This window comes from Vampirovibrionales bacterium (genome assembly GCA_016712355.1).
In the GTDB taxonomy this organism is placed as follows: Bacteria; Cyanobacteriota; Vampirovibrionia; order Vampirovibrionales; family Vampirovibrionaceae; genus JADJRF01.
Genome location: JADJRF010000005.1, coordinates 2139717 through 2159567, shown reverse-complemented (window position 1 = coordinate 2159567; position 19851 = coordinate 2139717). Strand labels below are relative to the sequence as shown.

15 protein-coding genes and 1 tRNA gene are annotated in these 19851 nt (G+C 61.0%); 9 read left to right on the top strand and 7 right to left on the bottom strand.

The genetic code is table 11. From position 1 onward, the window contains the following. Positions 1-34 precede the first annotated feature (34 nt). The 3 genes from IPK79_11340 to IPK79_11330 all read right to left on the bottom strand — a co-directional run bounded on the left by IPK79_11340 (position 35) and on the right by IPK79_11330 (position 1986). Entirely contained in the window at positions 35-1024 is a 990-nt protein-coding gene (locus IPK79_11340) for an HAD hydrolase family protein (protein MBK8191030.1), read from the bottom strand. Positions 1025-1388: 364 nt separating this feature from the next. Next, positions 1389-1465: transfer RNA gene (locus tag IPK79_11335), tRNA-Met, on the bottom strand. A gap of 56 nt (positions 1466-1521) precedes the next feature. Next, positions 1522-1986, bottom strand: coding sequence for a nucleoside deaminase (locus tag IPK79_11330; GenBank protein ID MBK8191029.1), 465 nt, complete (start codon positions 1984-1986; stop codon positions 1522-1524). Between the two features lie 232 nt (positions 1987-2218). Here IPK79_11330 and IPK79_11325 point away from each other — a divergent pair, with 232 nt between their 5' ends. Beyond that, positions 2219-2563 (top strand): hypothetical protein, encoded by a 345-nt coding sequence (locus IPK79_11325; protein MBK8191028.1) that lies wholly within the window; start codon positions 2219-2221, stop codon positions 2561-2563. Further along, a complete protein-coding gene (locus tag IPK79_11320; GenBank protein ID MBK8191027.1) occupies positions 2517-2831 on the top strand; it encodes a dockerin type I repeat-containing protein in 315 nt (104 codons plus the stop codon). The genes IPK79_11325 and IPK79_11320 overlap by 47 nt, the downstream gene beginning before the upstream one ends. A 29-nt stretch (positions 2832-2860) precedes the next feature. Here IPK79_11320 and IPK79_11315 read toward each other — a convergent pair whose 3' ends face one another. Continuing rightward, a complete protein-coding gene (locus IPK79_11315; GenBank protein ID MBK8191026.1) occupies positions 2861-6157 on the bottom strand; it encodes a tetratricopeptide repeat protein in 3297 nt (1098 codons plus the stop codon). Between the two features lie 177 nt (positions 6158-6334). On the opposite strand from IPK79_11315, the gene rsmH reads away from it, so the two are divergent. Beyond that, the gene (gene rsmH, locus IPK79_11310) at positions 6335-7279 is read left to right on the top strand and encodes a 16S rRNA (cytosine(1402)-N(4))-methyltransferase RsmH (GenBank protein ID MBK8191025.1); all 945 of its coding nucleotides are present in this window, start codon (positions 6335-6337) and stop codon (positions 7277-7279) included. 615 nt (positions 7280-7894) lie between these two features. Here rsmH and IPK79_11305 read toward each other — a convergent pair. Continuing rightward, positions 7895-8704 (bottom strand): hypothetical protein, encoded by an 810-nt coding sequence (locus tag IPK79_11305; GenBank protein ID MBK8191024.1) that lies wholly within the window; start codon positions 8702-8704, stop codon positions 7895-7897. A gap of 305 nt (positions 8705-9009) precedes the next feature. Here IPK79_11305 and pheS point away from each other — a divergent pair, with 305 nt between their 5' ends. Together pheS and IPK79_11295 are read left to right on the top strand one after the other, a co-directional pair. Next, entirely contained in the window at positions 9010-10074 is a 1065-nt protein-coding gene (gene pheS / locus IPK79_11300) for a phenylalanine--tRNA ligase subunit alpha (GenBank protein ID MBK8191023.1), read from the top strand. 141 nt (positions 10075-10215) lie between these two features. After that, a complete protein-coding gene (locus IPK79_11295) occupies positions 10216-10683 on the top strand; it encodes an HAD-IIIA family hydrolase (GenBank protein MBK8191022.1) in 468 nt (155 codons plus the stop codon). 583 nt (positions 10684-11266) lie between these two features. On the opposite strand, the gene IPK79_11290 is transcribed toward IPK79_11295, so the two are convergent. Then, on the bottom strand, positions 11267-13828 hold the full coding sequence (locus IPK79_11290; protein MBK8191021.1) for a hypothetical protein: 2562 nt from the start codon (positions 13826-13828) through the stop codon (positions 11267-11269). A 379-nt stretch (positions 13829-14207) separates the two neighbouring features. On the opposite strand from IPK79_11290, the gene IPK79_11285 reads away from it, so the two are divergent. Continuing rightward, the gene (locus IPK79_11285) at positions 14208-15014 is read left to right on the top strand and encodes a WecB/TagA/CpsF family glycosyltransferase (protein ID MBK8191020.1); all 807 of its coding nucleotides are present in this window, start codon (positions 14208-14210) and stop codon (positions 15012-15014) included. Between the two features lie 7 nt (positions 15015-15021). On the opposite strand, the gene IPK79_11280 is transcribed toward IPK79_11285, so the two are convergent. After that, complete coding sequence (locus tag IPK79_11280) at positions 15022-15252, bottom strand: hypothetical protein (protein MBK8191019.1); 231 nt, start codon at positions 15250-15252, stop codon at positions 15022-15024. A gap of 597 nt (positions 15253-15849) precedes the next feature. Between IPK79_11280 and IPK79_11275 the strand changes: the two genes are divergently transcribed. The 3 genes from IPK79_11275 to IPK79_11265 all read left to right on the top strand — a co-directional run bounded on the left by IPK79_11275 (position 15850) and on the right by IPK79_11265 (position 19845). Next, a complete protein-coding gene (locus tag IPK79_11275; GenBank protein ID MBK8191018.1) occupies positions 15850-17634 on the top strand; it encodes a glycosyltransferase family 39 protein in 1785 nt (594 codons plus the stop codon). Between the two features lie 195 nt (positions 17635-17829). Beyond that, positions 17830-19155, top strand: a complete 1326-nt coding sequence (locus IPK79_11270) for a hypothetical protein (protein MBK8191017.1) — start codon at positions 17830-17832, stop codon at positions 19153-19155. 42 nt (positions 19156-19197) lie between these two features. Further along, the gene (locus IPK79_11265; GenBank protein ID MBK8191016.1) at positions 19198-19845 is read left to right on the top strand and encodes a dCTP deaminase; all 648 of its coding nucleotides are present in this window, start codon (positions 19198-19200) and stop codon (positions 19843-19845) included. The last annotated feature ends 6 nt before the right edge of the window (positions 19846-19851 follow it).

Genomic DNA, 19851 nt, shown 5'->3' with positions numbered 1-19851 from the left:
AGAAGGCATGCCCGCCGCGCGCCGACGGCCCGTATCAGGCCCGAGTCTCGCGCATATCAAGCGCCCGCCGGAACCCCTCGGCAAGCGTTTCGTTGGTCCGGGACAGGAATTCCACGTGGGCTTGCCCTTCGAGGGCGCGTCGCAGATCCGGGTTTGCCCCGCAGACCAGCGCTGTTGCAGGCGTGTTCTCCCATTGCGGGCGCTCAAGCGCAGGCAGATCGTTGAGGTTGTCTCCTGCAGAAATCACCCGTTGGGGAGAAGTCGTGTGGCGCCTGAGAAAATAATCGAGGATCGTCCCCTTATTGACGCCCTCAGGCGCCAGTTTACAGACGATGGCCCAGGGGCTGTTCGTCATTACAGACCACGCCGCATGAGGCCCCTCTTCCCGTAACGTTTTTGCAAGGGATTCTACAATCGTTTTTCCCATACGCTGCATTGCTTGCAAGAGAGCAGGAGAGGCGTCGCTCTCAGCCGACCTCAAGACAAAACCCGGCGTCTGCCGGATCGGCAGCACGCTCAATGGATACGACTTGCCTGAGAGAGGATCGCGATACGACAACGCTTGATTATATTCGCCGATTGCCAATTGAGACGACGTTAATTCATTGAGACGACTGCGAAGCGCGCGCGTCGCAAGGGCTTCATCCCATTTCGTACGATCGCGGATGACTTGCTCCCAGTCAGGATCGGCCTGTTCTGGCGTCAAAGAGGAAATCCACTCACGGGTCGGGAGATTCCGGGTATTCAGGTAGCATTGGGAGCCTTCAGAGGTGAACAGCGCATTCAGGCGTCCCATCTGGCCAAGCTCCGGCAGGATTTCTTTCACGCAGTGCAGCTCTCTGCCTGTATTCACGATCACGGCGATCTTTTTCGGGTGGCCTTCCACGACCCGACTTACCTGTAAAACCTCGGGTTGCAGCGTGCCGTCATAGTCGAACGACGCGACGAGCGGGGCTTGCAGAGACGATTGTTTGGCATCCCAGTCGGTAAAGCGGCCAAAACGCGTGGCGGAAGCGGTGAGCATCGGGCGTATTCCGTTGGCTGTGGGGGAGGGAAGCGCCTGGTTTTGGGCGACGGCACAGTTTTTTATCTGGACAGACTCTACTCATTTATACACGACAAAAACTTCGGCTGTAGTAGTTTGTTCCGAGCGCATTAGTCTCGTACATCCCGAAAAGCCATCGCGATGCCACGCCGGGCCATCAGACAAACTGGCCCAAGCGCTCCAGACGTCCACAATCGACGGTAATAATCCGCTCTCATGCAGTACAAAGCGCTGATGCAAGAGCAACTGGACAAGACTCAGAACCCCACTCACAGCCAAAGGCCCGGATTGCGAACGAGCCCGGGCCTTTGAGATGAATAGAGCAAGAATGAAAAGAGCGAAATGGTTGCGGGGACAGGATTTGAACCTGCGACCTTTGGGTTATGAGCCCAACGAGCTACCGGACTGCTCCACCCCGCGATAACGGCGCGCTGAACCAGCGACTGCATTCAGAATGCCGCAAAGGGCGAGGGTTTTCAAGGAGATCTTTTGGGCGGCTTTAACGCCCGCGCCTGACTGAAAAAGTCATGCAGCGCCGCCCGACAGGCTTCGGCGCGGACCCCGCCCATCACATCCACGTCAGCGGCGTCCGACCCCTGCCCCAGCAGACGGTAGCGCGAGCCGCACGCGCCAGCCAGCGGATCATCGGCGCCAAAGACGACGCGGGACACGCGGGCTTGCGCAATGGCGGCGGCGCACATGGCGCAAGGCTCCAGCGTCACAATGAGCGCGCAACCGCTCAGACGCCAGGCGTTTAGCCGCCGGGCGCCTTCGATTAAGACCAGCATCTCGGCGTGGGCGATGGGGTTCTGGTCGCGCTCGCGCCGATTGGCGGCCTGGGCAATGAGCCGCCAGCCCTTGCCCTCGGGAGCCAGCAGCGCCGCACCCACGGGCACATCGTCGGGCAGCGCCTCGCGGGCGACTTCCAGACAACGATCCATCCATCGCGACCAGATTTGTAAATCAGAGGCGGCAGGCATCGCGATGGGTTTCCTCGGTCAGGCGGACGATTTTTAGGGCCAAACACCCCGTTTGGCGGCGCGTTTCGTTGCGTTTCCCATTAAGATGAGTACGATGACAATACCACGACGCATTCAGTCGTGGCGCGACCTTCAGGCGGCTTTGCCCGGCGGGTCGCCAGAGGGTCGGGAAACGAGGAGCTTAGCGCCGTTTATGACGAGCCGTCGCACGCCATTTGTATCCACCGCCAAAACTGTTTCCGCTGCCGCAGAGTCGGCGATTGACTGGCCGTTTCTGGAAGAGGCCCGCCCCAAGAGCGGCCTGTGGGAGCGACTCAAAAGCGCCCTCGAAGAGATGGTCTTTGAAGATGACGATCGCCCGATCGGCATGACCCAATTGGCCCGCAATACGTTTGCGCCCGCCGAAGCCAATCAAACCAGTGTGTTTTTCAGAAACGCCCCCACGTTTTCAGATTACGGATTTATCAAGCGCTATCAGGAGAATCCCGCTCATGGAGCATTCCAACGGTCTGCCGCAAACGCGCGCTCAAGCCGGTGACGTCAACAACGACGGACGTCTGGACCTTAACGATCTGACGCTGTTACGGCAACTGCTTGCCAATCCCGATTTGTATCTGGCCCTGACGCACGAACAGCGCGAATTGCTGGACGTCAACAACGACGGCATGCTCAGCTACAACGACGTCGCGCGCCTGATTGAACTGATGGCCGTCAGCCTGCCGGTTGATGCGCCGGGAGAGTCGGTCCAAGCCATGCGCCACTCAGTCGATGCGCTGCGTCAACGGCTGCGAGAACGTCAGAACTAGCGAAAACGCTATCGCTTCCAGCCAAACCGTTACGGCTTTACAGACGGCGCACTCGCCGGAAGGGGCTTCTGCGGCGCGTTATCGTCGGGCTTCTGGCTGGTGACGGACTCGGCGGCGTTGCTGGTCGCGGCGCCATCCACAGGCGAGCTTTTAGTCATTTTAGAGGCCAATTCGGCCTGAATCGCACTTATCTGAGCGAGGGTGGTTTCGTGCGAATCCCATGACGTCTCGCTGAGAGCGGATTCGAGCTGGCCGCTTGGCAAAGACGCAAACAGGGCGTTGATCTCGCTATTGTAAGCGCGGCCCCATCGCAGCGTTTCCTGACTCAGAATGGCCGATTTCTGGTGGATCGCGACCAACTCTTCATCGCGGAAAAAGCGCGGTAAGATGGTTTCGTACCAGCGGAGCCGGTATCCCTCCAGCTCGGCAAGCTGCTGAAGAATCTGCCGCAGTGCTGATAAGCGGGCCGGCGGCGCAGTGGCGTTCAGCGAGGCCTGAAAGGCCTGAAGTTCGCGAGCGTAATCGTGTAAAATCGGCAAGGTCGCGCGGCGTTGGGCCAGATTGCGAACCGAAAGCTCCGCAGGGTTAGACAGTACGGCGTTTAAACGCGTCATCGTCCTTAGTTGGCGTAACTCGAAGTCGTGATCCAGCGCCAGAATCCGCACCAACCAAGCGTATTCTCCTGGAGACATGGGTTGGGCGATCGCAGGTTTTTCGATCGGGAGCTGCAAGCGATCGATCCAGACGTTCAGGCGCTGGGCAGGCAGCAACAAGGCGTTATCCGCCGCCAAGGCGCGCTGATAATACGCGATAGCGGATTCCGTACGCCCCTGGCGCTCGGAGGCGCGTCCCTGCTGGGCCAGCGCGGCTGCATTGTCAGGGTCCAGCGCCAGCGCCTGATTCAGGCGGCGTTGAGCCTCCTCCAGACCGGTATCATTGGGAAGATCCAAAGCCAGCGTCGCCAGCAGGCGATAGGGCTCAGGATTCATCGGGTCGGCCTGAAGCGCCGCCTCGGCCAGCGTTTGGGCTTGTGCGGGCGCGCGCGTCAACAGGCGTTCGGCCAGAATAAGACGTAGAATCTGGCGTTGCAGCGGATCGTTTCCCGCGCCGACAGCGCGATCCAAGCCCTGACGCAACGCCGTGATGGCCTGAGTGGGCTTGCCAACGCGGTCGAAGCCTTTAGCCAAGTCTATCGCGCGGCGCGAATCGCCGGGATCGGCGGCGACGGCGGCTTGCAACGAGGAGACCGCCGCATCGAAGCGTCCCTGCCGCGTCTGCCATAAGGCCAACAGAGCGTACGCGTTGGCGCGATCGAGACCACTCGCGAACGCTGAGGGCGTCACATGTGAAATCAGCGGCGCCAGCGCCTGCCAGTGTCCGTCGGCGGCATGCGTCATCGCATAATAGAGTCGGGCGCGCGCAGAGGCGGGCTGAAATACCTGCGCATTGCCGAACGACGTGCGCGCTTCCTCTACCTGCCCCTGACGCAACAGGGCCTGGCCCAGCGCAATCCAGGCATCGGCATCTTTGGGCGCACGGGCCAGGCGATCGCGGGCTTGCGCGATTTGCCGCGCCGTGTCCAGTTCAGGTGTCAGACGAGTCAGGAAGTCCGTCTCTGAACGACGGGCCAGCGTCGCGGCTTTGGCAAAACGCAGCGACGCCTCTCGATAGCGCTTTTGACTTAACGACGCCTGAGCAAGTCCCGCCCAGCCGCGCGGATCGTCCGGCTTCAGGGAGACGTAGCGCTGAAAACGCTCAAGCGCCATTTCCGGCTGGGCCTGCGTCAAGGCAAGGCGTCCCAAGGCCAGTAACGGCGAATCGAAACCGGGATGGCGGCGCATTAATGCATCCAGTGTCGCAATGGCGTCGCGGGTTAGAAGGGCCTCAGAAGAAGCGGATGAGGATGGGGCATCGCCGCTGATACGACTGAGGGCAATGGCATAAGCTGTTTCGTCAGACGCGCCCAGCGGCTCCGTCGGGAAATCGGCGCGGATGCGTTGAGCGAAGAGCATGGCAAGGGAAGGATCGCCCTGAGCGGCGCTTCGCACCGCCTGTTGCGCCAGCGAATAAAAGCCCAGCGTCGCCAACGTTTGCGACAAACGATAGGCGGCCAATGGAGCGGACGCGTCATGAACGGCCGCCGTCAGACTTTGACGCGCCGCGTCGCCGTCGCCTTTAGCCAGGGCGTCCAGCGCGCGGGTCACGCGGCCTTCTGGCTCTTTCGGGGCGATGCGATGCGGATCGGGCGTGGCTTCATAGACGGGAATCTGCTGACGCGTAAGACGCTGAAGATCGATCTGCGTCAGATCGATTGAGGGAATGGCGCGCGCCTGAGTCTGCGCCCGGCCGCTCAGGCTCACCACCGCCGCGCCGGGAGCCTGCGCCCGCGTCACTTCAAAGCGAAGCCCCGGCAAGCGATTCAAAACGCTTTCGGTAAAAGGGGATTCTTCATGTGGGAAAAGCGCATACGCGCTATCGGCCAGTTTCAGGTGCGAGGCGTCCAGGCGGATTTGCGCGCGCATGGGATCAAAGCCCGTCCACTCGCTGACAAACGCTTCCGCCCAGACGTGATAGGCAAAGCCGGAAGCGTCTGCGGTCAGTGCGCCGCTGCCTTCTCCAAGCGGGCGATACGTTGCCCCGGCGGCAATACGCGCGGGAATGCCAACGGCGCGACACAAGGCGGCCATCAACAGGGATTTTTCAAGCGCGGAGCCCTTTGCGGTTTGAAGCGTGGCGCTGGCCTGCTTGACAGACAGGCCGGCCGGCGCGGTCTGAATATGCGCGGCGACCCACTGGTGAATCGCCTGGGCGGCAGCATAAGCGTAAGGCGTATGCGCGGTCAGCGAACGCGCAAGGGTTATCAGGCGCGGATCGTCGGAGTCGATTAAAGCCGAGGGCTCGCGATAGGCAACGTCTTGCGCCTCCAGCGGAAAAGCATGCAAGGGATTCCGAGGCGCCACGACGCGCAGGAGCACGCGGGCGGCGCACGGCGAGGCGTCGGCGTCGATCGACGCCTGTTGACGCGCATCGCTGGGAATTCGGCCCAGCCAGTCGCAGTCATCTGTGAGCGACGGGCGCACGAGCAGATCCATTTCTTCAACCAGAATCGGTAACAGCACCTGAGACGGGCTCTGAACTACAGGCTCAGGCGCTGTTTGCGTTCGGGTCAGACGATCCTGCAGCGCGGGGGCCTGCGAAAAAGCGCGCGGCGCGTCCGCAAGCGCCAGGCCCAGCAAGCTCAACGCAATCGCCGCACGACAGACGATTCTCGGCGTCGCGGGAGAGAAGGGCGGCGTTACGCGCCCCAAAATCGAAAAAGGCGTCATGCTTCTATTGTAGGCGAGCCATCGCGCGCAGGGATACCCGCAGATCAGGGGAGTTTTGAAAAGCCCGTGCGTCAGGTCGCCTTGCGGTTCAGGCGGTGAATTTTATGATTCAATAGAGAGGGCGGCCGGTCGCCCTTTACCAGACAGGGCGCGCGCGCCCGCCAGAAGGATGACGCTATGCCTGTTGATGGCTCCACGCCCCTGCGCCACGATCCGGTCATGCTCGCCGAAACGCTGGACCTGCTCGCGCCTGCGCCCGGACGCGCTTATGCAGACGCAACCGGCGGCGGCGGCGGCCATAGCGCGGCGATCTGGCCGCTGATTCAGCCGGAGGGCAGGCTGGTTATTATTGACCAGGACGCCGCAGCGCTCGCCATCGCCCGCAAGCGCGAAGCGCTGGCGTCTGCCGACGGGACGATTGTCTGGGCCCACGCCAATTTCTCTGTGTTGCCGGATGTCCTGAAACAGGCGAACATCGCGCGACTCGACGGCGGCCTGTTGGCGGATCTGGGCGTGTCGTCCTTCCAGTTTGACGACGGCCCGCGCGGCTTCAGCTTTTCGAAAGACGCGCCCCTGGATATGCGCATGAATTCCGATGGAACTGGCGTCACGGCGGCGACGCTGTTAGAAGAAGCCTCTGAAGAAGAACTGGTGCAAATCTTATCGGAATACGGCGAGGAGCGATTGTCAAAATCGATTGCGCGCGAACTGGTCGCCAAGCGCCGCCAGTGGCCATTGCGTACGACGGCGGAACTCGCCGCGCTGATTGAGAATGTGTATCACCGCACGCTGGGGCGTCCGCGCGGGCGCATTCATCCTGCGACGCAGACGTTTCAGGCGTTACGCATTGCCGTGAACGACGAATTGGGAAGCCTGCGTCAATTACTGGGCGCTTTACCTGCCTGTCTGGCGCCGGGCGCGCGGGCGGTGATCATCAGTTTCCATTCGCTGGAAGATCGCCTTGTCAAGCGCGCTTTTCGAGACGGCTCGCGTCCGGGGCCTCACGGGGAAGCAACCCACTGGCGTTTGTTAACGCCCAAACCCTTGCGCCCCTCGAAAGCTGAAGTCGCCGCCAATCCACGGGCCCGCAGCGCCCGTTTGCGCGCCGTCGAAGCGATTTAGGCGCTTCCTGACGGGGAGCGAGTAATCGCTTGATCCTATTATTCAGTCCGCCCCTCGGGGGCCGTTCCCGCCCCCGGGCCCCCACCCTGTTTTTGCTTGAGGGTTTCACCCTCAGGACCCGGCTTGCCGCTTGCGGGCGTTGCTGGGGGGGAGGGATGGGGCGGATCGGGTTATTGGGTCCGCCCCTCGGGGGCCGTTCCCGCCCCCGGGCCCCCACCCTGTTTTTGCTTGAGGGTTTCACCCTCAGGACCCGGCTTGCCGCTTGCGGGCGTTGCTGGGGGGTAGGGATGGGGCGGATCGGGTTATTGGGTCCGCCTCTCGGGGGCCGTTCCCGCCCCCGGGCTCCCACCCTGTTTTTGCTTGAGGGTTTCACCCTCAGGATCCGGCTTGCCGCTTGCGGGCGTTGCTGGGGGGGCAGGGATGGCGCGGATCGGGTTGTTTCGTCCGCCCCTCGGGGCCGTTCCTGCCCCCGGGCTCCCACCCTGTTTTTGCTTGAGGGTTTCACCCTCAGGACCCGGCTTGGCGGCTGCTGCAGGGGGAAAGGCGTTTTCGGTATGCGCCAATAGGGGCGCGCTTAGCGTCCCGACGGGAAAACAGAAGAGACCCGGCCCGGCTTTACGGCGGATGACGGGCGTCCTGGGTCTTGCGTTGAGGCGCGTTTATCTCAAAATCGAGTCGCAATTGCTGGCAAAGACGGCGATCGCGCTCGCTGATTCCGCCTGCGGCCTTGCCCGGCAAAAGCGGGGGCGCGCTGCTTTCTCCCGTCGCAAGCGTCGGCTCGGCTAATGGTTGGGATGCCCCCTGCGCACAGCGCGTGAGAGACGTTAAAAGCGTCGGCGTCGGGCGCGGCTGCAAGGCGCGCGCGATATCGTCAAGGCGCTCGGGGGCGATATCCGCGTCACGCCACCAGCCGGGGTAGTTGGGACGGCCCCAGGCGGGATTGCTCAACAGGATGCGCTGACGGCGCAGCAGCTCAATCAGACGCAGGCGCGGAAAACTGGGGCATCGCTCGCGGCGGGCGCGCGGGTTGGACGACGCCGCGTCTTCAAACGCATCGAAACCCGATAGGTGAGAAGGCAAGCAATCCGCGTCAAGCTCGTCCTGCTTGCCCGGCGTGCGTTCAGCCTCAGGCCGTAAGGCGGATTGGCGCGCGTCAGCGGGTTCCTCCAGCATGCTGAGCAGGCGATCGACCAGATCCAGCGCGCTGGAGGCGGACGATTGTTCTGGCGTTTGGGCGGCGCCCTGACGCATGAGACGGCCCATCAGCGTCGGAAACCGGTATTTATTGAAATAACTTGCCCAGGCGCGGACTTTCGCATGGGAATCGGCGTAAAGCGCGTCCATCAGGGTGCTGAAAAGCCCCAGATTGCTGAGGAGCGCCATTAGAAACGGCGCATACCGGTTGGAAGGCGAACGCGCCCACATGATAGTGAGATTCCCCCTTTTAAATTAAAATGGAAACGAATGAATCTGATATAAAAATTATATCTTATAGAAACAAACATGTCTAGTGTTTTTAAGACATGTTAAGCGTCTCCGGGCGCGTCACGGCGAAGAAATGGACGCATGAGAAAGCGTCAGCGGCCAGCGGCGGCGTCATTGAAGGCTCCGCGCCCTTGATGCTAGAATGCGACCCATGGCACGGCGCGCCCCCCGGACGACGCCCCTTAGACGCTCTCTGAGACTGTCTCTGATACCGATTATTCCGCCAAGGCAAGGGATTTTGCTCAATGAATCAATCCGCTGCGAATGCCTCCGATACGCCTGTCGCCGCTCGCGCTGCGCTCGACGCCATGGGGCAGGAGGCGCAACAGGCGTTGCAGGCCGCCACGACGCTTCAGGCTGTCGAAGACGTGCGGCTGGAATACCTTGGGCGCAAGGGCCGCTTGAACGACGTCAAGCGCAGTCTCAAAGACGCCCCACCCGAGGAGCGTCCCGCACTGGGCGCGCACGCCAACGCCGTAAGCGATCGCTTGCAGGCGGCGATTGACGCCAAACGCGACGCTCTGGCTGCCGAAGAGCTGAGCGCGCGGCTGGCGGGAGAGTCTATTGACGTGACCATGCCCGGCGTTTATGTGCCGATGGGCAAGCCGCATCCGTTGACGCGCGTCACGGAGGAGCTGTGCGATATTTTTCGGGCGCTGGGCTTTGACGTGGTGGATGATACGCTCTGCCCCGAGGTTGAAACGGAATACTATAACTTCGATGCGCTGAATTTTCCGCCCGACCACCCGGCGCGCGATATGCAGGATACCTTTTACGCCGACGTCGCGCCGGATGCGCTCCTGCGCAGCCAGACGTCCAACGCGCAGATTCGCTATATGGAAGCCCATGGGGTTCCCGTGCGCATCGTTGCGCCGGGGCGGGTGTACCGCAACGAGGACGTGAGTAGCAAAAAGAACGTGCTGTTTCATCAAATCGAAGGCCTGTTGGTGGAAGAAGGCGTGAGTATCGCGCATTTGAAAGGCACGCTCTCGCATTTTATCCGGCAGTTTTTTGGTGATGCGCGCGCGACGCGCTTTCGCACCAGTTATTTTCCGTTTACGGAGCCCAGTATGGAGATGGACGTGCTGTTTCGCCGCGAGGTTAACGGCGTGATCAAAGAAGACTGGCTCGAAATTCTGGGCTGCGGGATGGTCGATCCCAACGTGCTGACCAACGTCGGCGTGGATCCCGAGCGCTACAGCGGCTTTGCGTTTGGCATGGGCATCGAGCGTCTGGCGATGCTGAAATACGGCATCGTCAATATCCGCGATTTTTACGCCAACGATTTACGCTTTCTCGGGGCGTTTTAGGGCGTGTCGTCGCACGAGACGCCCGCCGCTGACAGCCCGCCGCGCGAGTCGGCGCCGTTTCCGGTTTACCGGGCCGTCCTGTCTGATAGCATCGCGCGCGTCCCGTCGGATATTATCGCCCGCGCGCGGCGTATTCGCCTGATGGCGATGGACATCGACGGCGTGTTAACCGATGGGCGCATCGTGTACGCTGATAACGGGGCGGAGTTCAAGGCCTTTAACGTTAAGGACGGTCAGGGGCTGGCTTTGCTCAAGCGCGCAGGCGTTCGCAGCGCTTTCATCACCGCGCGAAGCTCGTCTGTCAATGCGCGTCGCGCCGAGGAATTGGGTATTGACGTGCTGGGACAGGATATCAAGCGCAAATGGCCGTATCTGCAAACCCTGCTCGCGCAATGGGGCCTAAGCGCTGAAGAAGTGGCCTATCTGGGCGACGATTGGCCGGATGCCGACTGCTTGCGCCGCGTTGGGCTTGCCTGCTGCCCGGCGGACGCGGCGTCAGAAATTCAGGGGATGTGTCACGTCATTTGCGCCAAACCCGGCGGCGGCGGCGCGGCGCGGGAAATCACGGATTTAATTCTACGCGCCCAGGGGGCTTTTCCGGCGGTTTAGTCGTGGGGTGATGTCACTTATGCCTGCTAGCGAGCGTAGGCACAGCCTTAAACGGGTCTGGCGTGTGAAACCCGCCATGAAGGCACTCTTATGCCTGCTAGCAAACGTAGGCAGAGCCTCAAACGGGTCTTACGGGTGAAACCCGCCATGAAGGCACTCTTATGCCTGCTGGCGAGCGTAGGCAGAGCCTCAAACGGGTCTGGCGTGTGAAACCTGCCATGAAGGCACTCTTATGCCTGCTGGCGAGCGTAGGCACAGCCTTAAACGGGCATGGCGTGTGAAACCCGCCATGAAGGCACTCTTATGCCTGCTAGCAAGCGTAGGCACAGCCTTAAACGGGTCTTACGGGTGAAACCCGCCATCATGAAGGCACTCTTATGCCTGCTGGCGAGCGTAGGCACAGCCTTAAACGGGTCTGGCAGGTGAAACCCGCCATGAAAAAAGAGAAACACGCGTCTCTCATGCCCGCTGGCAAGCGTAGGAAGAATCTCAAGCGGGTCTGGAGGGTGAAACCCTCCAATGAAAACAGGGTGGGGGCTCGGGGGCGGGAACGGCCCCCGAGGGGCAGACTTCATGAGGAAAGCTAGTCGTCAAAATCCGCGTCGTCGCGCACGGTGGGCTGATACTCGCGGTAAAGGTCCGCTTTCAGGAAGCCGATTAAATAGGCGCGCTCTTCCTTGGCCAGCGAGTGGCCTTTGAGTATATCGGTATACAGACTCTCGGCGAGCGTTTCGAGCTGGCGGTTCCAGCGAACGGCTTTGACGAGCGCCTGGCGCACGTCGTCGTCGCGCATGGCCTTCTGGTAGAAATCCTCGAATCGCGCGGTTTCGCGCTTGAGGCCTTCTTCGGCCTGTTTGCCGGTTTTTTGCAGATCTTTTACATACTTCTCCTTCTCTTTGATCTGCTTCTGGAGCTGAGTGCGCTGCTTTTTGAGCTCTTCCACGCGAGTCCGGCCCGCGTCGCTGCCGGCGTTAGGGGCGTTTTCGGCTTGCGCCAGCGCCGCTTGCGCCTGGGCTAAATTGGATTGGAAGTATGCAAGCCATTGTTTTGCATTACCGAGGTCCGTGTTGTCGTCCTTCGATTTGGGGGATTTAGGTTTGTTTTTGACAGAGGGGGCGTCCTTTTGCAATTCCGTCATGTTTCGGCGCGACCCAATGAGGCGATTGATCAGACCGTTTCCGTTGGGCGGGCCGAGATACGGGGCGAACTCATCGAATTTGGCCTGTCCTTCTTTTTTAAGCCAGGCTTCAATCGTCGCGTCGCTGACGTTTTTCTGATTGTATTCAAAATAGGGGGCCATGACGGCGCGCAGCTTTTCGCGGCCATGGGCGACGTCCTGCCGCGTGAGCGGCGAGCCGAATTCGGTCAGTTTGACGGTTTTGCCGCGATCGCTCAACTCGGCTAAATTCTGGAGGAGGCCGAAAAAGATGCCTTGTTTTGATAGATGCCGTTCTTCACTATGCAATAATTTTCGGCTTTGCTGGTCAATGTCCTGAGGATTGATGTAGTACTGATCTGAAATAAATCTGTATCGAATGTGGGCAATTTCTTCTGGCTTTAGTTTGAGGTTGGGCTTTAATAACGGTTGAATATGGCGGTCCACTTTTTTGAAAAGCTCTGGGACTAATTCATTAATTTTCTTGTTTAATTTTTCTTTTTGGTTGCCGCTGTCGCCTTTACCGGCGGCTTCGCGTCGGAGTTGACTCTCCTTGGCCATTACTAATAGAAAATCGCGGACGATGCCATGGAGCGCTTGGTTGACGCGCGGGGCGAGCAGCGCCATGCGGCCGTAGTCGAAAATTGCGCCGGGGGCCTTGAGATTGCCGCCTTGCGGATCAAGAAATCGCTCGGGCCACAGAAAGAAGCTTTTAACCAGCGCCGGGCCCAGCGTCTGCATGACTTCGGCGGCCTTGGCGCGGTCGCTCTGGGCGAGGCGGCTCAGGTTCTCGCCTTCGGCGAATTCCTCGACAAATCCGCTCGGGCTGACGCTCAGGACCTGCGGGATTTTGATGGGCAGTTTTTCGCGCTGGATGCGGGCCTTGAGGCGGCGCGCGTGGAGCTGTTCGCGCTCGGGGCTGACTTCTTCCTTGAAGACGTCCATTAGCAGCTGGGCCTGTTTGGCGGCCCAGGCGCGCTTGTCGCCGCCCATCAGAAACAGCAGCGCAAATTGCGTGAAGCGGTGATACTCGTCAAAGTGCGTTTTGGAGGCCTCCGGGCGAAATACCTTGACGATGAGCCGCTTGCCGCTTTGGGTGCGGGCGCCGTGGACCTGGGCCATCGAGCCGGCGCCCAGCGTCTGGCGATCGACGTGGACGATGGGGTCGGCGCCATGGGCGCGATTGAAATCGGCGACGGTTTCATCGAGTGCGGGCTTGATGTCGTCGTAGTCGGCGGGCGGAACGGCGTCGAGCAGCGGCATCAGCGCGGTTTTGAGAGGCACGAAGCGCTGGAGGGCCATGAGTTGGGTGTCGCGCGCCTCGATGTCCTCTTTGAGCTCCTGGGCGCGTTTCTGATTGTCTTCGAGTTCCTGCCGGGTGGTCCCCCTGGGGGCGTCCTGCGCGTTGACGGGGAGCCATTTCAGCTCGGCGTTGAGGTCTTTGAGTTCGCGCTCGAGCGTGCGCATGTGACGGTGGGCGCGCGTATCCGATAGATTGGCGGCTTCTTGCGCCTGGGTCTGGCAATATTTCACCACGGGCGGGCCCAGCAGGGTGATGAAATTACGCATCACGGCGTCGGGGCCTTGCGAAGACGAGAGCAGATCGGCAGTAAACTGAGGGGAAATGAGATATTTGGCCAGCCGCTCGCGCGAAACCGCCGGGAGATACGTCATCGCGCCGCGCATGAATTCGGGCGTCAGTTGCGCGCGCAGGGTCGTCTGCTTGTCGGCGATTTGCGCCATCGTGCGGTTGTATTCGGCCCAGCCCAGCGGGTTATTGAGCGCATAGCCGAAGGGCCGCGGGATGTTATGGCGCTCGTCGCTCAGCGCGCGCGTCTGCTTGCCGTAATCGCGCAGGGTGAGTGTGGGGGGCGCGTCTATCTTGAGGGGGGGCTCGGCGGGATTTTTCGGGTCGTTTTTTTTCGAGCCCGGCATGGCTGCGCGTCCAAAACGCGGACCTGTGACGCTGGGCGGCAGTTGAAACGACACGGGCGACTCCTAAAAGGGGCAAAATCAAGGCGTGAATCCGTCGGGAATCCGGGGGGCGGGCGTTGGAGGCGCGCCCATCACGCTTCTATTTTTCCTTAAGGCGCCTCAAGGGGATCTTGTGCCAAGGGCGCGCCGCCAAGGTTACAATAAGTTTACGCTGCGGGCTCCCCGTAAGTGGAATCGCGTCTACGCTTAACATGACGTAATCCCCGCAATGCCTGTCGTGCGCGTGTGTTTTCCCCCAGCAACGATAAGCGTCGTAAGATTAATATATCAATTTGTCAATTCTGTATATCAGGGAGGTTTTTTCATGGGTATCCCGTCGCGAGGCGATGCTGTCGCCATGTGATAGTTGTCGAGCAACCCTGTGAAGGCCTGCATGACCCCTTCTTCGCCGATTTTTCCGCCCGCTGTCCCGTTGGAGTCGTTTGATATCAGCGCCTTCCAGAATGCGGGCGACTTAATTCGCCGTATCCTGTTTGAGATCGAGCGTCCCGGGCAACGCTTTATCGCCTATCTCAACGTGCATGTGGCCAACATGGCCGAGCAGGACGCCCGTCTCGCCGACACGCTTCGCCAGGCCGATTGCCTTTTCTGCGACGGCGCGGGGATTCAACTGGGCGCCTGGATGATGGGCGGCAGCCTTCCCAAGCGATTTCCGGCGGCGGACTGGGTGTTTGATCTGCTGGCGTCGCTGGCGGAATCCGGGCGGACGGTTTATTTTCTGGGCGGCAAGCCGGGCGTGTTCGAGCGCATGCGCGACGTCATTGCCGGGAGAATCCCGAACCATACGGTTATTGGCGGGCATCACGGCTATTTTCTTACTGATGAGGCGCAGGAGCGCGCCGTCATCGATGACATTAACGCCCTTCGCCCCGATCTGCTGATTGTGGGTTTCGGCACGCCCTTGCAGGAACGCTGGATCGCGGCGCATCGCGAGCAACTGCGCGTCTCGGCCCTGCTGCCGCTCGGCGCGGTGATGGATTACTTCACCGGCGCGTTTCCGCGCTGCCCGCAGTGGATGGGCGATCTGGGCATGGAATGGCTGTTTCGCCTCAGCGTCGAGCCTCGGCGGCTGTTTGCCCGCTATGTTGTGGGCAATCCACAATTTTTAACCCGTATGGCCAAGTGTGCGCTGCAATCGCGCCTTCTGGCGCGGCGTCAACGACCCGCCCCCGTCAATTAACCGGATTTTAGCGGACGTTGCCCTGAATGCCAGCCAGCGCTTCGGCCATCGGCGACATCACGCACCAGCGCAACTGGTTGAGGCTGTTGGCGAATGAGCGGATCGTGCGGTAATCGTCGACGGTTTGGGAGCAGCGCAGCTGATCTTCCAGAAAATACCGGGAATTGCGGTAGCGGCGCGCCGTGACGGCCTGCGGCTCAAGCGGCGAATACGGCGATTGTTCGCATGACTGGTTCATTGAATACCCCTTTATCACATCGTCTCTAAAATAACGGGCGTCCAAGGAATAGGCGATGCTCCCCGCACAGTGGGCGCACGTGCGCTTTAATGCCGGGTCGCTGACAGGTGTCGACTCTCGCTTAAGTTTCTCGATATCGCGCCATGATTGCTATCGTTAGGACTTCGTTCGGCTCTTCCCCTGACGAATCGTTCCAAAGGCATAAACGTCATGATCCTCACATTTTGTGCGCAAAAATGACGTTATATTTCCAATTGTTTCAATAGGCGAACAGAGATTTGAACCGTTTCCATCGCAATCCAGAGTGGAATCATACCAGTCGAACCCTTGTTTGGCAAGGATTTTTACAGGTCTGAATTGCGCAATGCCCCTCTCTGCTTAGCGTGTGTTTTACACAAAGTTCTATTTGTCTGGGTTTGAGACGTTTTCGCGATGATTTACTGAAAACGTGCATCGACGCGCCTGCGTCTTGCGCCGCGCCCCTTAAGCCGGGCGTGAAACGCCAAACGCCATCGGATTGCGCGCGCGGGGTTTTTATGGCCCAATGGGCCTTACGGCGCGGGTCTTCAGAGGCGCGCCGCAAGGGATAATACGCCGATGCAAGCCGCCCCTGCGCCGCCGACAAATCTTCCCCGAAAGCGCCTGATGATCGCCATCGCCTCGCTGCTGGCGATTCTGGCGCTGGCCGCGTGGCTGCGGTTTTCGCTGATTGGCTACGGCCTGCCGCTGTTGCTGTGGGAAGACGAGCCGATTTACCTGCGCCGCGCGCTCAATCTGGGCTTTGGCGACTGGAATCCGCATTATTTCAAGAAACCCGGCTTTTTTCTGTATTTTTACTATGGCTGGTACTGGCTGGCGTATCAGGCGGGGGACTGGGCGAACTGGCAGGCGTATGTCGACGCGTTTCGGGCCGATCCCGGGGCGGTGACGCTGCTGGGTCGGGCGGTGACGGCGACGATGGGCGTGGCGACCGTGGCGATGACGTTTGCGCTTGCCAGACGAATCGGCGCGAGCCTCTGGGCGTCGCTGGCCGCCGCCGCGCTGATGGCCATTTACTCGCCGCATGTCAAATATTCGGCGATTGTCGCTTCAGACGCGCCTGCTCTGCTGTGTCTAATGGCCTGCGCCTGCTCCGCCGTCGGCTACTATCAAACCGGCCGCTGGCGCGACGTCCTGCTCTGCGGGGCGATGGCGGGGCTGGCGGTTGCTTTCAAATATAATTTTTTCACGCTGGCCTTGCCCTTGAGCGCCCATGGTCTGCGCTGGCTGGCTCCGCCTGCGGCCTCCGGCTTGCAGGCGCAGGCGGACAAAATCGCGTCGCCCAGGCGCTTTGCCCGGCTCTTCGATGCCAGGATACTCGCCTGCCTGGCGGCTGCCGTCGTGACGTTTCTGGCGCTATGCCCGTATACGGTTCTGGACTTTGGCGCCTTCTGGCGCGATTTTGATCTGGAGCGCCGTCATGTGCTGCTGCGGCAAGCGCATGACGCGACGCGGCGCTTCTTGCCGATGGCGGGCTTTGGCAAAACGTTTTTTCATATTCTGCCCAAGGCGCTGGGCTGGCCTTTGTGGGCGGCGGGGCTGCTGTCGTTGGGGCTGGCGGGCGTTCGGCTGTGGCGCGAGCGGCTGGCGAGCCCCTCGTGGCTGATTCCGCTCGCGTTTATGGCGATATTTCTGCTGGCGGCTTCTCAATTCCGGCTGGTCAACGCCAAGTATCTGCTCCCGGCGGCCCCGTTCTGGATGCTGCTGATTGCGCTGGGTCTTGATTCTCTGCGAGTTGCGACGATCACGCGCGGGCGATGGCCCGCCAGTCTGGCCTCGCTGGCAATGAGTCTAATGCTGGCGCTGCTGGCGTGGCCCATGGCGGCGGACGCCGCTTACTTCGCGCGCGTCCATGCCAAACCCGATACCCGCACGCTCATGAATGCCCGTCTGTTGGCGCGCGTCGCCCCGCGCGAAACCGTCATGGTCGAGCCGGAAGCCCTGCCGCTGGGCGCGCCCGCCTTTCTGCGAACGCCTTTTCTGCCCGCGATGCGGGGGAAGGCCTCGTTTCTGCCTGCGCCCGACGCGTATACGGTTCGCATCCATGCGCTGGCGCGATCGTCCTGGCTGGTGATGCGCCTGAAGCCTCGCAAGACGCCGGACAAGCGTCTGACGCTGCCGTGGTCGCCCGCGTATTACGCCCAAATCGCCCGGGAATTCGAGCTGGTCGACGCGCTAACGCCGTTTGTCTCCACCCGGGCCGATCGCCGCGCCTTGCGTCAGGCGGCGACCTCGAATCAAGCGCTTGATCAGGCCTTATTGGGGCAATATCAGACGTGGGAGCGTCGCAAGACGCCTGACGAGCGCTCGGGGCCCATCCTGTTGCTGTGGCGACGGCGTTAAGGGGCCCGACCTTCAGGTAATCTCCGCGAAACGCTTGCGGGACGGCGCTTACGATTACGCGCGCGTCGAAACCCCCAGCGCGAGGCGGCAAAATTGTTACGTTACGAATCGCAGGATTCCCTTGTCCAGTCGCAGGGCGGATTTTATACTGGCGCTGACCCCTCCCGTGTTGACGCATCGCATGAGGCCTGTTCCGTGCAAAAAGCCTTACTGAAATTCATCGCGTTCGATTTAATGGAGCGTCTCTCGCGCCTCGGCGCGCTGGCCCGCGAATCTGCCGCCTGTTGTGAGCCTGCCTCGACGCCGTTGCTCGAAGGCCTGAGCCGCCGGGTCGACGCTCTCAGCGAGCGCACGCTGTCGCATCGCGGGTTTTTCCTGCGTCTGTTTGACGATGCCGGGCTCAAAGATCAAGGCCTGTTGGTGAATCTGCCCGAGAAGCTCGAAGTCGCTCTGTATGAGCCTTATACCGAGCTGTGCGCGTTGAGTCGCTGGTTGTGCCGAACGTATCGCCATGGGCTGCGCCCGGAAGTCGCGCTACTGCTTAAAGAAGTCATGCCGGATGCTGATTGCGCCGGAATTGGTCGGCGCGCCGTGGCGTTTCGCCCGGAATGCGCGGATCTTGACAGTCGTTTTGAAGAAGAAACCTTGGGCTGGCGCGCCTTTGAGGGCGTCTTCGTTGAGTCACTGTCGATTCTCAATCGCGATAACCCGCTGGGCTGGCTGGGTCTGGTCGGCGCCTACGCCCGTGAGGTCAGCGAAACGCATTCGGGGCTGACCGGCCTGTGGCAGAATGGCTCGCAGTCGCACAACGCGGGCGGCCGCGATTCGCGGGCGTATCACCTGACGCGCCATGTTGTGGCGTTGCGACTGGTGGGGCCTGCTTATTATTTTCAGTCGTTGGCGCAGGCGCTGCTGCAACGTGACTGGTTTTTCCTCGAAGCGCTGGAACCGGCGCTGTTCACCGGGCTGAACTATCTAGGATTTGTGGATAAAAGTCTGGTGCTGATGCACGAGGCCGCCGAGCGGGGTCGCCTGCTGCTGGACCTGCATCGCGCCGCGCCGCCCGCCGTTTCGCCTGAACTGTCGCCGCTGGAGTCGTTTTTACCGATTCTCGACGCGGTGGAGAAGGCTGTGACGCAGCGCCAGTCGTTCACGGAGCGTCAATTCCAGCGCGCCCTCGACTTGCAGCCGCGCCTGGATGAGAATCTGCTCATCAGCGCCCATACGCTTTATCCGGCCGCCGATCTCGGCGAGCGCTTGGGCGATGGGGCCGCCGAGCAAACGCCGGTCTACGATCTGCTCAATCTGGTGCGCGAGAGCCCCAACACGCCGCGCGAAATCATTACCGCCGGATGGCTCAACAAGCTCGAGCAAGCCCCCCTGTGGCTTTACGACTGCCTCAACGCGCCTGAGGGCGAAGGTCTCCAGACGCTGAGCCGTCAGCTCGAAGCGCGCGATCATCTTTTGCTTAAATCCATCGAAACCTCCGAAATCCACCGGATTCTGCTGACGCCCGCGTAAGCCGTTTCCCCGCGCAAGCCCTGAAGAAGGACCCCGCAGCCCATGATCCTCAACGAAACCCTGATTCTGGCCCGTATGGCGGATCCCGATCCTGAGCGCCGCATCATTATTACGCCGCTCATCAATCCTGAAGAGCAGTTCGGCCCCACGTCGGTAGATTTGCGACTGGGCACGGATTTTCAGGTGATGCGCCGCTCGAACCTGACGCACATGGATCTGGTGAATAAGACGCCGGAAGCCTTGCGGCGAGACGCGGCGCAATCGATGCAGGCCGTTAAAATCCCGCCAACCGAGCCATTTGTGTTGCATCCGGGCGAATTTGCGCTGGCCTCAACGCTGGAATTCGTGCGAATTCCGCTCGATCTGGCTGCGCGGCTTGAAGGTCGCAGTACGTGGGGTCGGTTGGGGCTGCAAATTCACGCCACGGCGGGCTTTGTGGATCCGGGCTTTTGCGGCGCACTGACCTTTGAGCTGTCCAACGTCAGCACGGTGCCGTTGCAGTTGTATCCGGGCGTGCGCATCTCGCAGATTTGCTTCTTTGTCTCGCAGCGTACCCAGTTGCCTTACGCGCGCAAGCGTTTTACGAAATACAGCGGCAAATCGTCCACGGCGGCGTCGGAATTCTACCGTGATCCGGAATACGATCGTATCCGCCGCGCCCGTCGAGAAGCCGCCGCCAGCGGGGTCTAGCGGCTG

What these genes read in the sequence shown, in the direction of transcription:
- IPK79_11340 (MBK8191030.1), bottom strand. Translation starts at nt 1,024, where the DNA reads ATGCTCACCGCTTCCGCCACGCGTTTTGGCCGCTTTACCGACTGGGAT.
- IPK79_11330 (MBK8191029.1), bottom strand. Translation starts at nt 1,986, where the DNA reads ATGGATCGTTGTCTGGAAGTCGCCCGCGAGGCGCTGCCCGACGATGTG.
- IPK79_11325 (MBK8191028.1), top strand. Translation starts at nt 2,219, where the DNA reads ATGACGAGCCGTCGCACGCCATTTGTATCCACCGCCAAAACTGTTTCC.
- IPK79_11320 (MBK8191027.1), top strand. Translation starts at nt 2,517, where the DNA reads ATGGAGCATTCCAACGGTCTGCCGCAAACGCGCGCTCAAGCCGGTGAC.
- IPK79_11315 (MBK8191026.1), bottom strand. Translation starts at nt 6,157, where the DNA reads ATGACGCCTTTTTCGATTTTGGGGCGCGTAACGCCGCCCTTCTCTCCC.
- rsmH (MBK8191025.1), top strand. Translation starts at nt 6,335, where the DNA reads ATGCCTGTTGATGGCTCCACGCCCCTGCGCCACGATCCGGTCATGCTC.
- IPK79_11305 (MBK8191024.1), bottom strand. Translation starts at nt 8,704, where the DNA reads ATGTGGGCGCGTTCGCCTTCCAACCGGTATGCGCCGTTTCTAATGGCG.
- pheS (MBK8191023.1), top strand. Translation starts at nt 9,010, where the DNA reads ATGAATCAATCCGCTGCGAATGCCTCCGATACGCCTGTCGCCGCTCGC.
- IPK79_11295 (MBK8191022.1), top strand. Translation starts at nt 10,216, where the DNA reads ATGGCGATGGACATCGACGGCGTGTTAACCGATGGGCGCATCGTGTAC.
- IPK79_11285 (MBK8191020.1), top strand. Translation starts at nt 14,208, where the DNA reads ATGACCCCTTCTTCGCCGATTTTTCCGCCCGCTGTCCCGTTGGAGTCG.
- IPK79_11280 (MBK8191019.1), bottom strand. Translation starts at nt 15,252, where the DNA reads ATGAACCAGTCATGCGAACAATCGCCGTATTCGCCGCTTGAGCCGCAG.
- IPK79_11275 (MBK8191018.1), top strand. Translation starts at nt 15,850, where the DNA reads ATGCAAGCCGCCCCTGCGCCGCCGACAAATCTTCCCCGAAAGCGCCTG.
- IPK79_11265 (MBK8191016.1), top strand. Translation starts at nt 19,198, where the DNA reads ATGATCCTCAACGAAACCCTGATTCTGGCCCGTATGGCGGATCCCGAT.